At 40.2% G+C, this 12,829-nt stretch carries 13 protein-coding genes; 1 reads left to right on the forward strand and 12 read right to left on the reverse strand.

Going from position 1 to position 12,829, the window contains the following annotated elements; all coding sequences use genetic code 11:
• Positions 1-49: 49 nt before the first annotated feature.
• From pepC to leuS, 12 genes are all read right to left on the reverse strand, one after another.
• A complete protein-coding gene (gene pepC / locus QM857_RS04375) occupies positions 50-1,384 on the reverse strand; it encodes a C1 family peptidase (RefSeq protein ID WP_247922054.1) in 1,335 nt (444 codons plus the stop codon).
• A gap of 107 nt (positions 1,385-1,491) precedes the next feature.
• Entirely contained in the window at positions 1,492-2,214 is a 723-nt protein-coding gene (locus QM857_RS04380; protein ID WP_414275182.1) for a pseudouridine synthase, read from the reverse strand.
• 66 nt (positions 2,215-2,280) lie between these two features.
• A complete protein-coding gene (locus QM857_RS04385) occupies positions 2,281-2,481 on the reverse strand; it encodes a hypothetical protein (RefSeq protein WP_414275183.1) in 201 nt (66 codons plus the stop codon).
• Positions 2,482-2,579: 98 nt separating this feature from the next.
• Positions 2,580-3,125, reverse strand: coding sequence for a hypothetical protein (locus QM857_RS04390; protein WP_414275184.1), 546 nt, complete (start codon positions 3,123-3,125; stop codon positions 2,580-2,582).
• A 284-nt stretch (positions 3,126-3,409) separates the two neighbouring features.
• Positions 3,410-3,982, reverse strand: a complete 573-nt coding sequence (locus QM857_RS04395) for a nucleotidyltransferase family protein (RefSeq protein WP_414275185.1) — start codon at positions 3,980-3,982, stop codon at positions 3,410-3,412.
• Complete coding sequence (gene ruvB / locus QM857_RS04400; RefSeq protein WP_414275186.1) at positions 3,963-4,961, reverse strand: Holliday junction branch migration DNA helicase RuvB; 999 nt, start codon at positions 4,959-4,961, stop codon at positions 3,963-3,965. The genes QM857_RS04395 and ruvB overlap by 20 nt, the downstream gene beginning before the upstream one ends.
• Before the next feature lie 166 nt (positions 4,962-5,127).
• Complete coding sequence (locus tag QM857_RS04405; RefSeq protein WP_414275187.1) at positions 5,128-5,982, reverse strand: ABC transporter permease; 855 nt, start codon at positions 5,980-5,982, stop codon at positions 5,128-5,130.
• The gene (locus QM857_RS04410; RefSeq protein WP_414275188.1) at positions 5,982-6,845 is read right to left on the reverse strand and encodes an ABC transporter ATP-binding protein; all 864 of its coding nucleotides are present in this window, start codon (positions 6,843-6,845) and stop codon (positions 5,982-5,984) included. Before QM857_RS04410 ends, QM857_RS04405 begins: the two co-directional genes overlap by 1 nt.
• A gap of 275 nt (positions 6,846-7,120) precedes the next feature.
• Complete coding sequence (locus QM857_RS04415; RefSeq protein WP_049496978.1) at positions 7,121-7,543, reverse strand: GNAT family N-acetyltransferase; 423 nt, start codon at positions 7,541-7,543, stop codon at positions 7,121-7,123.
• Between the two features lie 12 nt (positions 7,544-7,555).
• Positions 7,556-8,248, reverse strand: coding sequence for a GNAT family N-acetyltransferase (locus QM857_RS04420; protein ID WP_195183383.1), 693 nt, complete (start codon positions 8,246-8,248; stop codon positions 7,556-7,558).
• A gap of 121 nt (positions 8,249-8,369) precedes the next feature.
• Positions 8,370-8,783, reverse strand: a complete 414-nt coding sequence (locus QM857_RS04425; protein ID WP_195183384.1) for a YjdF family protein — start codon at positions 8,781-8,783, stop codon at positions 8,370-8,372.
• Positions 8,784-8,958: 175 nt separating this feature from the next.
• A complete protein-coding gene (gene leuS, locus QM857_RS04430) occupies positions 8,959-11,460 on the reverse strand; it encodes a leucine--tRNA ligase (RefSeq protein WP_414275189.1) in 2,502 nt (833 codons plus the stop codon).
• Between the two features lie 320 nt (positions 11,461-11,780).
• Here leuS and QM857_RS04435 point away from each other — a divergent pair, with 320 nt between their 5' ends.
• Entirely contained in the window at positions 11,781-12,821 is a 1,041-nt protein-coding gene (locus QM857_RS04435) for an ABC transporter substrate-binding protein (protein ID WP_254730035.1), read from the forward strand.
• Positions 12,822-12,829: the final 8 nt, after the last annotated feature.

A 12,829-nucleotide genomic window follows, 5' to 3' on the forward strand; every position in this document is an offset into this window, starting at 1 on the left:
AATTTCCACCAACCCTAAAAATTATAGAAACATTCTTTTTATATCTCATTTATTCTGCCAAGGCACCCATTGGATCCCATGGTGCAAGGACGATTGGTTCTGCTTCGTAAGCAGCTCGTTCTTCTGCTGTTAGTAATTCCTTACGAACAACAATTTGGTAAGTGTATTCGTCCATCCAAGCATCTGAAGCAACAAAGTAACCATCGGTACCAACCTTGTCTCCCCATGAGTTTTCAACTTTCCACTTGACTGATTTACCGTTTTCGTCCACATCAACACCTGTCAAGACCATGGCGTGAGTCATCAAGCTTTCGCTGTAATCCAAACGTCCAGCCTTGTCTTGAGTGAGTTTAATGTCCATGCTTGATTCAAAGTCATAAACATCTGTCGCAAGGATTCCTGCTTTACGGTTGCTGAGCTGACCGACATCTGAACCAAACCAAACAGTTTCACCTGTTTGCATTTGAGCAATCGCTAATTCTTTCAAGCGCTCCATCGGTACGTTAATGTAACGAACTGCACGGCTACCAACGACATTTCCCAACATTTCAACTGTGTATGATTTACCGTATGGTTTATCAGCAGTTGGAGCATTGATCACAGAAACGTAGTCTTCTAGTGGAAGATCGACATATTTCTTGTAAAACTCTTGTGGCGTGATTCCTTTTTCGCTTTGGTAGTTATTGTCTTTATCACGATAAGCAAAGTCAAATTTACGCGGTGGGAGGCCTAGTGACATTGCAAGGAAGTTAAAGATTTCTTGCAAGAGATCTTCTTTCTTAGTCTGAACAGTCGCTTGATCCGCACCTGAAGCTAATAGATCTCGCAAGATTTGAGCATCTTGACGAAGCAATTTGTTAAGGATTGCATTGAGCTCACGGCTACTGCTAGATGAGATAGATTCAGGATACACTGATTTAGGTACGACACCATATTTTTCAAAAAGAGCTACTACCATATCCCATTGTCCACCATCTTGTTGAGGTGTTTGAAGAAGGAAGCTAACCTTGCGGCTCGTCAATTCTTGATCAGCAGTTGCAATCACTTGCTCCAAGAACCAGTTAGATTTTTCATACTTGTCCCAGAAGAAGGTGTGGGCTTGTGACAATTCAAAGTTTTCAAGTTTGTATTGAGAGATGAGTTTGTGGCGGAAAGTGTTGAGAGCCGCAAACATCCAGCATCTACCAGAAGCTTTCTGGTTAGTAACCTTATCCTTTGTCAAATCAAGTGAGAAAACTGGTGTGTTGTCGACATGGCTTTGACGACGCTCTAGGGCTGCAAAAATACCGTTATGGCTAGCAGCATTTTCGATAGCTTGGTATTTTACATTTGCTTCATAGTTAGCAAATAATTTATCTGTAAATGATTCTTGAATCGCGTTCATAAAATCCTCCTTTTTTCTTACTGTCTATTATAACTCTTTTCACAAAGGAAGCAACCAAAAACTGAAAAAGGCAGGGACATTTTCCCTACCTTTTCCGATTATCCAGTTTATTGAACACTTTCAAGCAAGCCTTCTAGTTCTTCCTTGCTTAAGCGACGCCATTCTCCACGTTTCAAATCCTCATCCAAGGTCAACGTTCCCATGGTCAGACGTTGCAAGTCCACAACTTCCTTGCCACAGTAAGCCACCATACGCTTGACCTGGTGGAATTTTCCTTCTGCAATGGTCACTCGGACCAGGCTTTGATCCTTTTCCGTATCAATCGACACAAGCTCCAGCTTAGCAGGTTGGCAGATAAAGTCTTTGAGCGGAATCCCTTGTGCAAATGTCTCAATGTCTTCATTCGTCATGATTCCCTTGACCTGAGCCAGATAGGTCTTATCCACATGGCGTTTAGGAGAAATAAGAGCATGAGCTAGCTTGCCATCATTGGTCAAGAGTAAGAGTCCGTGCGTATCGATGTCCAAACGTCCCACTGGGAAAACTTCCTTTGAACGAGCCAAGTCATCCAACAAATCCAAAACAGTCTTGTGTTTAGGATCTTCAGTCGCTGAGATAACTCCTTGAGGTTTGTTCATCATATAGTAGACAAACTCTTCGTACTCTAATTTTTTACCGTCAAAACAGATCTCGTCCGTATCTTCATTGATTTGTAGCTTGGCAGATTTTTCTTTCTTGCCATTGACCGTCACGCGCCCAGTTTTTAGAAAGTTTTTGACCTCAGTCCGACTCCCGACAGCGCAGGCTACTAAAAATTTATCTAATCTCATAGGGCTATTATATCATAAAAAGAGAGCGGTTTTCGCTCTCTTTTTCTTGTATTTGCTTTCCCGGATTTATTTTTTAATCATACTTTCTATTCCTTTGAAAAGAATTTCTGATATAGCTTCTGGATAGCCTTCATAGCCATTCTGTTCTGAAAGAGCATCGATGATATTTCTAATGTGACCATCTAAGATAATGGTTACTGCAGGAACCAGTTCATCTGACCCCTCTTTTTTAAACATCTCTTGCATAATTGACACTTTGTTACTCATATTTTCTCCAATCTTTTTTAAAAATTTTATTCATAGTACTCCACGAGACCTTCCTATATCCTTACACCTTCCACAATCAATCATATGGAAGATTTTCACTAGTTTAGTTTTTTAATAAATTTATTCCGTCTATGTACATTATTGACCACACAGATGTAGAGAATGAACAAGAGAACAGAATAAATCAGCAATCCTAAAAACTTTGCATAGACCAGGTAAACTATCAAGGAACCTATCAAACTGACACTACTAATAATATTAAATACAAAAGCAAGAGTTCCATTTTTCTTTGCTATTTCTAAGAACTCTGAGTACTCAATATCTGTAAACAATGCAGGATATAAGTCCAAGTCTTTGTTAGAGTAGTCAACTACAAGTTTTCCTATGAGCAAGGAAAGGCAGGAACATAGAATGACGCTAGAATATTTGATAGTAGGGATATCAAAAATGGTTAAACCATTCAGCAATCTAATAATGGGGAGAGAGAGTAATGTAAGTCCAAGAGTGTAGTAGTGTTGATTCTTAGAGGTTCTTTCTAGAATTGAAAAGTAAAGTCTCTTTTCTTTTAAGTCATAATAGACTATTTTGTTTTGATACAATCCTAGATTAACTAGTTTCCTATTGTTTTTCATTCTTTTAGTCATTGTTCAACATCTCTTTCTCAAACCACTGGACTTCAATTTACTCTAATCTCAGAAAATCTCTAGCTCACTTCTTATACTAGAGAAATCTTTCCCCTTTGTCAACATTTCGCTGGGGTTTGCCCTTGTTTATAACTATCCTTATTTCAAGTTCACAACAAAAAAAGCCGCCTGATTGGGCGACTTAATTTTTTTATAGGGAGATTATTATGAAAAAGTTTTAGGAGTTTAAGTTAAGGTATTCTTAACTTATGAGACAAGTATACAGCTCCTAACTTAAAGTTTCCTTAAGTTAGTTTAAATGTGAGATTTTTCCATTTTTCTCGCCAGTTTTTCTTGGATAGACGCTGTTGATAGAGCTTCATCCGGTCTTCATTCTCTAAGAAATGAGGAGTCGGACGAACCTGAAAGTTGAAAATATCCTCCAAGCCATAAGGGGCAAAGAGCTCTAAACTTGCATCAGCGTGCAAGCGAAGACCTATCGCCGTGCAGCGTTCAGGATATTTACTCATGGCATCACAGGAATTCACATATGGAGGCGTATAAGGACTATGCTGATGCATATAGACTTGATTTTTCAGCTCCCATTGGTACTGGGGAAAGTCCTTTCTCAATTTGTTTTCTATTGCCAGCGTTTCTTCATAACTCACCTCTGAGTCATAGAAAATGACGTCCACATCCGTTTCACGGTCAAAGGCCGGTTTATCTGACAAGAGATTCCAGATAAAATTTCGAACCGAACCTGCTGCCAACCAGGAATCTTTCAACTTCAGGTCTCGGATGATGGTCAGAATGGACATCATGTCAGGATTTTCTCTGAAAGAATCTAAGATTTCAGCCTTATTTTTCAATATATTCATACCCCAAATGTTCATAAGCCTTGGCTGTCGCGACCCGTCCTGAACGAGTTCGCATGATAAAGCCTTTCTGGATCAGGTAAGGTTCATACATATCCTCTACCGTCTCACGCTCTTCCGCAATATTGACCGAAAGAGTCCCTAGACCGACAGGACCACCACCATACATCTCAATCATGGTGCGGAGAATTTTCTGGTCCACATAGTCCAATCCTTCGTGGTCTACATCCAGCATAGTCAAGGCCTTATCCGTAATGATATCATCAATCAAGCCATCCCCCATAATCTGCGCAAAGTCACGCACGCGCTTGAGGAGACGATTAGCGATACGAGGAGTTCCACGACTGCGTAAAGCTAACTCAGATGCAGCTTCATGAGTGATTTCCATCTCAAAGATATCTGCCGTCCGCTCGACAATCTCTGTCAAGTCAGCATGTTCGTAATATTCCATGTGACCTGTAATCCCAAAACGGGCACGAAGAGGATTTGAAAGCATCCCTGCTCGTGTTGTCGCACCAATCAAGGTAAAAGGCGGCAAGTCTAGATGGACACTACGGCTAGCTTCCCCTGCACCAATCATGATGTCGATGTAGAAATCTTCCATTGCACTGTAAAGGACCTCTTCTACTGACATGGGCAAGCGATGAATCTCGTCGATAAAAAGCACATCTCCCGGCTCCAAATCATTCAAAATTGCAACTAAATCACCAGCTTTTTCAATAACAGGGCCAGATGTCTGCTTGAGATTGACTCCCAATTCATTGGCAATGACAAAAGCCATGGTTGTTTTCCCGAGACCTGGAGGGCCAAACAAAAGAACATGGTCCAGCGCCTCATCACGCATTTTTGCTGCTTCGATAAAGATTTGAAGCTGATCTTTGACCTTGTCCTGACCGATATATTCACGTAAATATTGGGGACGGAGGGTACGTTCTACCAACTCCTCATCACCCATGATTTCATTATCTAAAATTCTACTCATGTTCCTATTATAGCAAAAATCCAGCCTACAAACAAAAAAGCCACCTGATTTGGTGGCTTCTTTAGGGAGATTATTATGAAAAAGAAAAGTTTAGGATTTCTATTAAATAAAGTTAGGAGGTCTTTACTTAATAACTATATGATACAAGAGAAGACTTAAAGTTAGCTTAACCTATAAATTTTATTTTTTTGCTAGAGATTTTAACTACTACCAGCCAAAGCAGAAAAGTTAAGAGGCAGATACTCACCACTATTAAGTATGTTTCTTCCTTTGTTAAAAGGTTCTGCCAGTTAAGCCGGATTCCTAATTTTTCTTGAAACTCTTCTAATAAGCTACTATTCTCCATAAATGTAGTTTCTAATTGCTCCTTCATTAAGACCTGTCTATAGAGAGAAGCAAGATAGGTAGCCGGTGTGCACTTCATGAGAACTTGAGCGAAGTTAGGAAGAATTCCCATTGGTACATAAGTTCCTACTAAAAATCCTGATGCTGTACCTACAATTGTAGCCAATTTACCCAGACTATCTACTGACTGGAAATGATAAATCAAGAGTACATTTACCAATGTTGAAAGGAGACTACTTAGCAGCATGATTAAACTTATTTCAAATAGCTTACTCATAGCTGGAATTTCTTGAAAATAAAGGCTCATAACAATAAGCATAAAGGCTTGCATAACAAAGGAAATGATAAGGCTACTAATAAGATAAGACAGTTGCAAGCCCCAGCTCCCTAAATCTGTCAAAAAGAGATCCTGATCCACTTGATTTTCACGGTCTTGTACCATCTGGGACAAAGCTGTAAAACTGGTTGTAATCCCAGTCACAGCCAAGGTTCCACCCATCAACCAGTTATTTAAAAGGCTCTTATTATCAGGAAGTTGGGACCAGGCATCCATCAAATTTTTCTGCAAAAAAATGATATAGAGTAGAAAGGAAATCAAAGCTCCCAGTAATGAGAAAAAGACTCCTGAACGATTACGAAAATACAACAAAAAATCACGTTTTAATAAGGCTAACATTAGCGCACCTCTCTTCCTGTAAGGGCTATGAAGGCATCATCCATAGTTCCTGGACGAAATTCAAAGCTAGCAATCTTCTCACGAACTTGGGTCAAATAATCAATAGCTTCCAATTGGCTCTTAGGATAAAGACTATACTCAAACTCATTTTCCTTTTCCACAGGCATATTTTTAGGTAAGAATTTTTCCACCTGGTTATCTTTAAAACAAATTTTTAAATGATTGGAAGCGTACTCACTTTTAATCTCAGTAGCAGAACCTTGGGCAATAACCTTTCCATGATCTATAATATAAAGTTGATCTGCCTCATCTGCTTCATCCAGATAATGAGTCGTTAAGATAATAGTCATCCCTTCATCTCTTTGTAGACGATACAATAAATCCCAAATGGATTTGCGAGTCTGAATATCTAGTCCAGTCGTAGGCTCATCTAGAAATAAAATATCGGGATTGGATAGGAGAGCCCGAGCAATGTCAACTCGACGTTTCTGTCCTCCTGATAAAGTTCCATAAAGTTGTTTCTGAAAAGCAGTCAACCCTAGTTGATTGATTAAATCTTCCACACGACCACCTTTAATTCCCTTATACTGCTGGGCACGAATGGCTAGGTTTTCTTTGACCGTCAACTTTTCATCCAATACACTTGCTTGAAAAACAACTCCAATCCTAGTATTGGGCGCATAGATGATTTGACCATTAGTAGCTCGTTTAAGTCCGATTAACATTGAAATCGTGGTCGATTTGCCAGCCCCATTAGGTCCTAAGATTGCGTTAAAACTTCCTTTTTTAAACTCTAAATTTATATCTTTTACTGCTGTATGGTCTCCATAGTTCTTAGTGAGGCCTTTTGCTTGTAAAATCATATTTCCTTCCTCCTTTTTACACCTTCAGTTTAACAAAAAGGAAAAAGAAAAAATATTGTTTGGTGCTATGTGGTCGAAATGGATGATTATGTGGTCAATTCTACCTTAAAACTTCTGCATTTGAACATAAAAAAGCCACCTGATTTGGTGGCTTCTTTAGGGAGATTATTATGAAAAAGAAAAGTTTAGGATTTCTATTAAATAAAGTTAGGAGGTCTTTACTTAATAACTATATGTTACAAGAGAAGACTTAAAGTTAACTTAAGATAAAAAAATTATTTAAATTTTTTTCGATCCACCCAAATCATTCCTGTACAATCATAAGTAGATAAGGTTTCAAACCCCAGAGAACGGTAAAAACCCAAGGTTTTTTCTGTTTGTTCAGTCGCTAGTTGTATTTGATAGGCATCCTTATAGTCAGCTAAGGCTTCTTTCATCAAGTTACTACCAATTCCTTGGCGCTGATAGCTAGGCAAAACAATCAAATCCTGGACAAAAACCGATGAAAAACCGTCTCCAACCAGACGCACTAAACCAACGATTTCCTCACCATCACGCGCAAGATAAGTCGTTAGCGAATGAGACAAGGCCTGCTCTAACATCTGTGGCTGATTGGTATAGTTTGTCCAACCAACTGCCTGATAGAGATGTAAAACGTCATCAATTGAAACAGAGGATTCTTTTGTAAATTTTATCATAGTAGAACCTTTCTAACATTCTCTAAGAGATTTCAACTGTTGCCCATTTTCATCAAAATTTTCAGGATGCAACCACGCTTCCAAGCGAGCTTTGACTTGAGCCCAGTCCTTATCGATCATGGACAACCAATCCGTATCTCTGGTGCGACCTTTATAGATAACAGCTTGGCGGAAGGTTCCTTCATAGACAAAGCCCAAACGTTCTGCTGCTTTTCTAGATGAAAGATTGAGGGCATCACACTTCCACTCATAACGTCGATAATTGAGCTCTTCAAAGACATAACGGGCTAGCAAATAGTGAGCTTCTGTTCCCATCCTAGTCTGTTTGAGAGCTGGAGAAAAGGTCACCGCGCCAACTTCAATGGTGCGATTGGCTTGGTCAATACGCATGAGAGAAAAAGTCCCCAACGCCTTTCCAGTCACTTTATCGATAATCGTATAATAGAAGCGATCCTTGCGCTCAATCATCTTCTTTAAAGCGACGATTAATTCTTCGAGATTTTCTACTGGTGGTTGAAAGAGATAGGTCCACATGTCACGAGGGCTATCTGGGCCATAAACAGCTAACAAATCTTTCGCGTGCTTTTCCACCGATAGAGCTTCTATAATCGTATATCGCCCTTCTATCCGTACAAGTGAAGGCAAAACTCCAGGTGTATCATCTACAGGTTCACCAATCATCTGACCGTATTCATTTACTGGCATAGCTTTCTCCTTGTCTCACACTTATAAGTTTAAAGATGTGAATAGTATATCACATCTCACAGGTAATCTACAAAAAATCCTCCAGATTATGGAGGATTGATCAAATATGGAAACGAGTGAGTTAATGCCCCTTGTGCTTCTCTCTACGTTTTTGCTGTTTGCGTTCGAATTTCTCTTGTTTGAGCAATTGTTTTTGGACACTAGATTGATGTTTTGAAATCTTTTTCCTTTCCTCATACTGCAACTGCAATAGTTCTTTCGACTTGGAAGAAACTTTCTGCTTTACTTGTTTCTTCACAGCTCGCTGTAATCGTTTAGGATTCTTGATTTTTACATGTTGCTTAACTGTAGTTTCTGGACTAAAAGATAATTGAGTAAACTGAGTCTGTAAAATCTCTAGAATTTCATCATCTTTTGGCTCCTTACCAAATGTCACACGACAAACTTGATAAGTTTCTCGATACACTTGTTCGAACAAACCATGCCAAAATCCATCTTCAAAATAAACTGTCAATCCAATTGAAATTGTTTCCACGACAGCACCTCCTTAAATCTATCCCTAAGAATGGACAACCAAGGAGGAAGGTTACTGATAGGCTTGCCTACGTCTGGACTACCAACCAGAACTGTGTTTTTATCTTAGTTGGAACTATTATAGCATATAGCAATACAAAAATCCTCCAGAACTTAGCTCTGAAGGACTTTTAAATTTATTTCACAACAATATTTACAAGCTTGTTAGGTACACTAATCACTTTCACGATTTCCTTACCATCGATCTCTGCTTTGACTTTTTCGTCAGAGAGAGCAACTTCTTGCAATTCTTCGCGTGAAAGATCTTTAGCGACCATGAGTTTAGCACGGACTTTTCCTTTGATTTGAACGACGATTTCAATTTCGTCTTCAACCAATTTGCTTTCATCCCATGTTGGCCAAGCTACGTAAGAGATAGACTCGCCTGTTGCTGCCACTGTTTGCCAGAGTTCTTCTGCCAAGTGAGGGGCAAATGGGGCAATCAATTGGATAAAGCCTTTGGCGTAATCCACATAGAGTTTGTCTTCCTTGTTAGCAGCGTTGACAAAGACCATAAGTTGGGCAATGGCTGTGTTGAATTTCATGGACTCGATTTGCTCTGTGACAGCCTTAACGGTTTCGTTGTAAACCTTGTCTAGAGCGCCATTATTTTCCGCAACGATTTCTTTACTTGTAATCAAACGGTACACACGGTCAAGGAATTTACGGCTTCCTTCCAGACCTTCTTCTGACCAAGCGATTGAAGCATCAAGTGGTCCCATGAACATTTCATAGACACGAAGGGTATCAGCACCATATTGTTCCACCACATCGTCTGGGTTCACCACATTCTTGAGGGATTTAGACATCTTGGCTGGTGCTTGCTCCAATTCTTCTCCTGTTTCCACATGGAAGAAGGAACCGTCACGTTTTTCAACCTTGTCAGTCGCTACAAGAGCACCGCGATGGTCACGGTAGCTTGTTCCCAAGATCATTCCCTGGTTAAAGAGTTTTTGGAACGGCTCTTTAGTTGGTACAACACCGATATCATAGAGGAATTTGTGCCAGAAACGAGCGTAAAGCAAGTGAAGAACAGCGTGTTCTGCACCACCCACGTAGATATCGACTGGCAACCATTGTTTGAGGAGGTCCTCATCGGCCAATTTCTCTGTGTTATGTGGATCAATGTAACGGAGGTAGTACCAACTTGAACCTGCCCATTGTGGCATGGTATTGGTCTCGCGACGACCTTTGACGCCATCTTCACGAGTCACTTCCAGCCAGTCTGTCAAGTTGGCTAGTGGGCTTTCCCCAGTACCTGAAGGGCGGATGTCCTTGGTTACCGGCAAGACAAGTGGGAGGTCACTTTCTGGAACGGCTGTTGAAGTCCCATCTTCCCAATGGATGATTGGGATTGGTTCACCCCAGTAACGTTGACGGCTAAAGAGCCAGTCGCGGAGACGGTAAGTTACCTTCTCTTGACCACAACCTTTTTCTTCCAACCAAGCCACAATCTTGGCAATAGCATCTTCTTTGTTAAGACCGTTCAAGAAGTCAGAGTTGACGTGAAGACCATCTTCTGTGTAAGCAGCCTCTTCAACGTTTCCACCTTCAAGCACTTCTACGATTGGAAGACCAAACTGTTTGGCAAATTCCCAGTCACGTTGGTCGTGGGCAGGTACAGCCATAACAGCACCTGTACCATAGCTAGACAAAACGTAGTCGGCAATCCAGATTGGGATTTCTTTGCCGTTTACAGGGTTAATCGCATAAGCACCCGTCCAAACTCCTGTTTTTTCCTTGGCAAGGTCTGTACGAGCCAAGTCTGATTTGAGGCTTGCTTGGTGTTTGTAGTCTGCTACAGCTTCAGCTTGTTCCGCACTTACGATGGCATCTACTAGTTCATGCTCAGGCGCCAAAACAGTGAAGGTAGCACCAAAAAGGGTGTCAGGACGAGTGGTAAAGACGGTGAATTCCTTGTCAGTCCCTTTGACTTTGAAAGTGACATTGGCACCAGTTGATTTACCAATCCAGTTGCGTTGCATGTCCTTGATAGACTCTGGCCAATCAAGGTCATCCAAGTCATTGAGCAGGCGCTCAGCATAAGCAGTGATTTTAAGCATCCATTGGCGCATTGGTTTGCGGACAACTGGATAACCTCCACGCTCAGAAGTTCCGTCAGGAAGGACTTCTTCGTTGGCGATAGCTGTTCCCAACTCTTCCACCCAGTTTACTGGCACTTCAGCTTCATAAGCCAAGCCTTTTTCGTAAAGCTTAGTAAAAATCCATTGCGTCCACTTGTAGTAGTTTGGGTCTGTAGTATTAACTTCACGGTCCCAGTCGTAAGAGAATCCAAGCGCATTTATTTGGCGTTTGAAGTTGGCAATGTTTTCCGCTGTGAATTCTGCTGGGTCATTCCCTGTATCCATAGCATATTGCTCTGCAGGCAAACCAAAGGCATCCCATCCCATTGGGTGAAGGACGTTGTAGCCTTGGGCACGCTTGAAACGACTGAGAATATCTGTCGCTGTATAGCCTTCTGGGTGCCCTACGTGCAGACCTGCTCCAGATGGATAAGGGAACATGTCCAATGCATAAAACTTCGGTTTTGAAGCATCTGTTCCTGTCTTAAAAGTGTGATGGTCAGCCCAGTACTTTTGCCACTTAGGCTCGATTTCTTTATGATTGTAAAAACTCATGCTGTCTCTCCAATTTTCGTGATGCTCCTATTATACCATTTTTGGGGGAATTTGAAAGTCGAGAAATGTTCTTTTGGGCTTGGATGGAAAGAAAGACTGAATCGCAAATCCAGCTTATTTAGCAGTATAAGAAATTAGCTAACACTTGAAATTAACTTATATCGATTATTTATCTCTTCCATCTTTTTCCCCTAACGCCTTTGACTCATATTCCTCGTTTTAGATTTCTTTAAGGTTTTTATTATATCCTATAGAACTCTGCAAATTATAAACATTAAGCAAGCTGTGGAGTAAAAACGTTCGTAAAAAAGGAGACTCTTATGAAAAAACTACTATTCTTTCTCTCTTGTGGATGGATATTTCTTACTTTATCAGGATGTTCTTCAACAACAGAAGCGGAAACTAGCTCTGAAAAAGATTCAGATAACACTTTGGTTATCTACTCGCCTAACCCTGAAGACCTTATCGAAGAAACAATCCCTGCCTTCGAAGAAAAATATGGTATTAAGGTTGACTTAGTACAAGCCAGCACTGGTGAATTGTTCAAAAAAGCTGAGGCTGAAAAAGAATCCCCTGTAGCCGATGTCATTTTCGGAGGCTCCTACGCCCTCTTCTCTTCTAACGAAAATCTTTTTGAACCTTATATTTCTCAAGAGAACGACCAGATAATCCCTGAATATCAAAATAAAACTGGATTCTACACGCCTTATACACTTGATGTCAGTGTCATCATTGCCAATTCAGCTCTTACAAAAGATATTAAAATTGAAGGCTACAATGATCTACTCAATCCTAAATTAAAAGGAAAAATCGCAACTGCTGATCCAAGTAATTCTTCTAGCGCCTTTGCTCAATTAACAAACATGCTTGTGGATCAAGGTGGCTATGAAAATGAGCAAGCTTGGACATATGTGAAAAATCTATTTAGCTTAGTAGACGGTAAAATTGCTTCTAGTTCTTCAAATGTCTACAAATCTGTCGCTGACGGAGAAATGGCTGTAGGACTTACCTATGAAGATCCTGCCTTGAAACTCTTAAACGATGGCGTTGATGTAAAAGTCATTTATCCAAAAGAAGGAACCGTCTTTTTGCCTGGTAACGCAGCTATTATCAAAAATGCCAAACACATGGAAAACGCTAAAAAATTTATCGATTTCCTTCTTTCTCAAGACATTCAGGATAAACTAGGAACTGAAACAACCATTAGACCCATTCGAAAAAATGCTAAAACCAATAAAAATATGAAATCAATGACCGAAATCAATATCGCCACTGAAGATTCTGAGTACGTCATCCAAAATAAATCAGCTATTCTTAAAAAGTACAATGATATTTTCACTAATATTCAATCGAAACAGTAAAAGAGGTT

The organism is Streptococcus infantis (genome assembly GCF_047463315.1).
GTDB lineage: Bacteria > Bacillota > Bacilli > Lactobacillales > Streptococcaceae > Streptococcus > Streptococcus infantis_AB.

What these genes read in the sequence shown, in the direction of transcription:
- pepC (WP_247922054.1), bottom strand. Translation starts at nt 1,384, where the DNA reads ATGAACGCGATTCAAGAATCATTTACAGATAAATTATTTGCTAACTAT.
- QM857_RS04380 (WP_414275182.1), bottom strand. Translation starts at nt 2,214, where the DNA reads ATGAGATTAGATAAATTTTTAGTAGCCTGCGCTGTCGGGAGTCGGACT.
- QM857_RS04385 (WP_414275183.1), bottom strand. Translation starts at nt 2,481, where the DNA reads ATGAGTAACAAAGTGTCAATTATGCAAGAGATGTTTAAAAAAGAGGGG.
- QM857_RS04390 (WP_414275184.1), bottom strand. Translation starts at nt 3,125, where the DNA reads ATGACTAAAAGAATGAAAAACAATAGGAAACTAGTTAATCTAGGATTG.
- QM857_RS04395 (WP_414275185.1), bottom strand. Translation starts at nt 3,982, where the DNA reads ATGAATATATTGAAAAATAAGGCTGAAATCTTAGATTCTTTCAGAGAA.
- ruvB (WP_414275186.1), bottom strand. Translation starts at nt 4,961, where the DNA reads ATGAGTAGAATTTTAGATAATGAAATCATGGGTGATGAGGAGTTGGTA.
- QM857_RS04405 (WP_414275187.1), bottom strand. Translation starts at nt 5,982, where the DNA reads ATGTTAGCCTTATTAAAACGTGATTTTTTGTTGTATTTTCGTAATCGT.
- QM857_RS04410 (WP_414275188.1), bottom strand. Translation starts at nt 6,845, where the DNA reads ATGATTTTACAAGCAAAAGGCCTCACTAAGAACTATGGAGACCATACA.
- QM857_RS04415 (WP_049496978.1), bottom strand. Translation starts at nt 7,543, where the DNA reads ATGATAAAATTTACAAAAGAATCCTCTGTTTCAATTGATGACGTTTTA.
- QM857_RS04420 (WP_195183383.1), bottom strand. Translation starts at nt 8,248, where the DNA reads ATGCCAGTAAATGAATACGGTCAGATGATTGGTGAACCTGTAGATGAT.
- leuS (WP_414275189.1), bottom strand. Translation starts at nt 11,460, where the DNA reads ATGAGTTTTTACAATCATAAAGAAATCGAGCCTAAGTGGCAAAAGTAC.
- QM857_RS04435 (WP_254730035.1), top strand. Translation starts at nt 11,781, where the DNA reads ATGAAAAAACTACTATTCTTTCTCTCTTGTGGATGGATATTTCTTACT.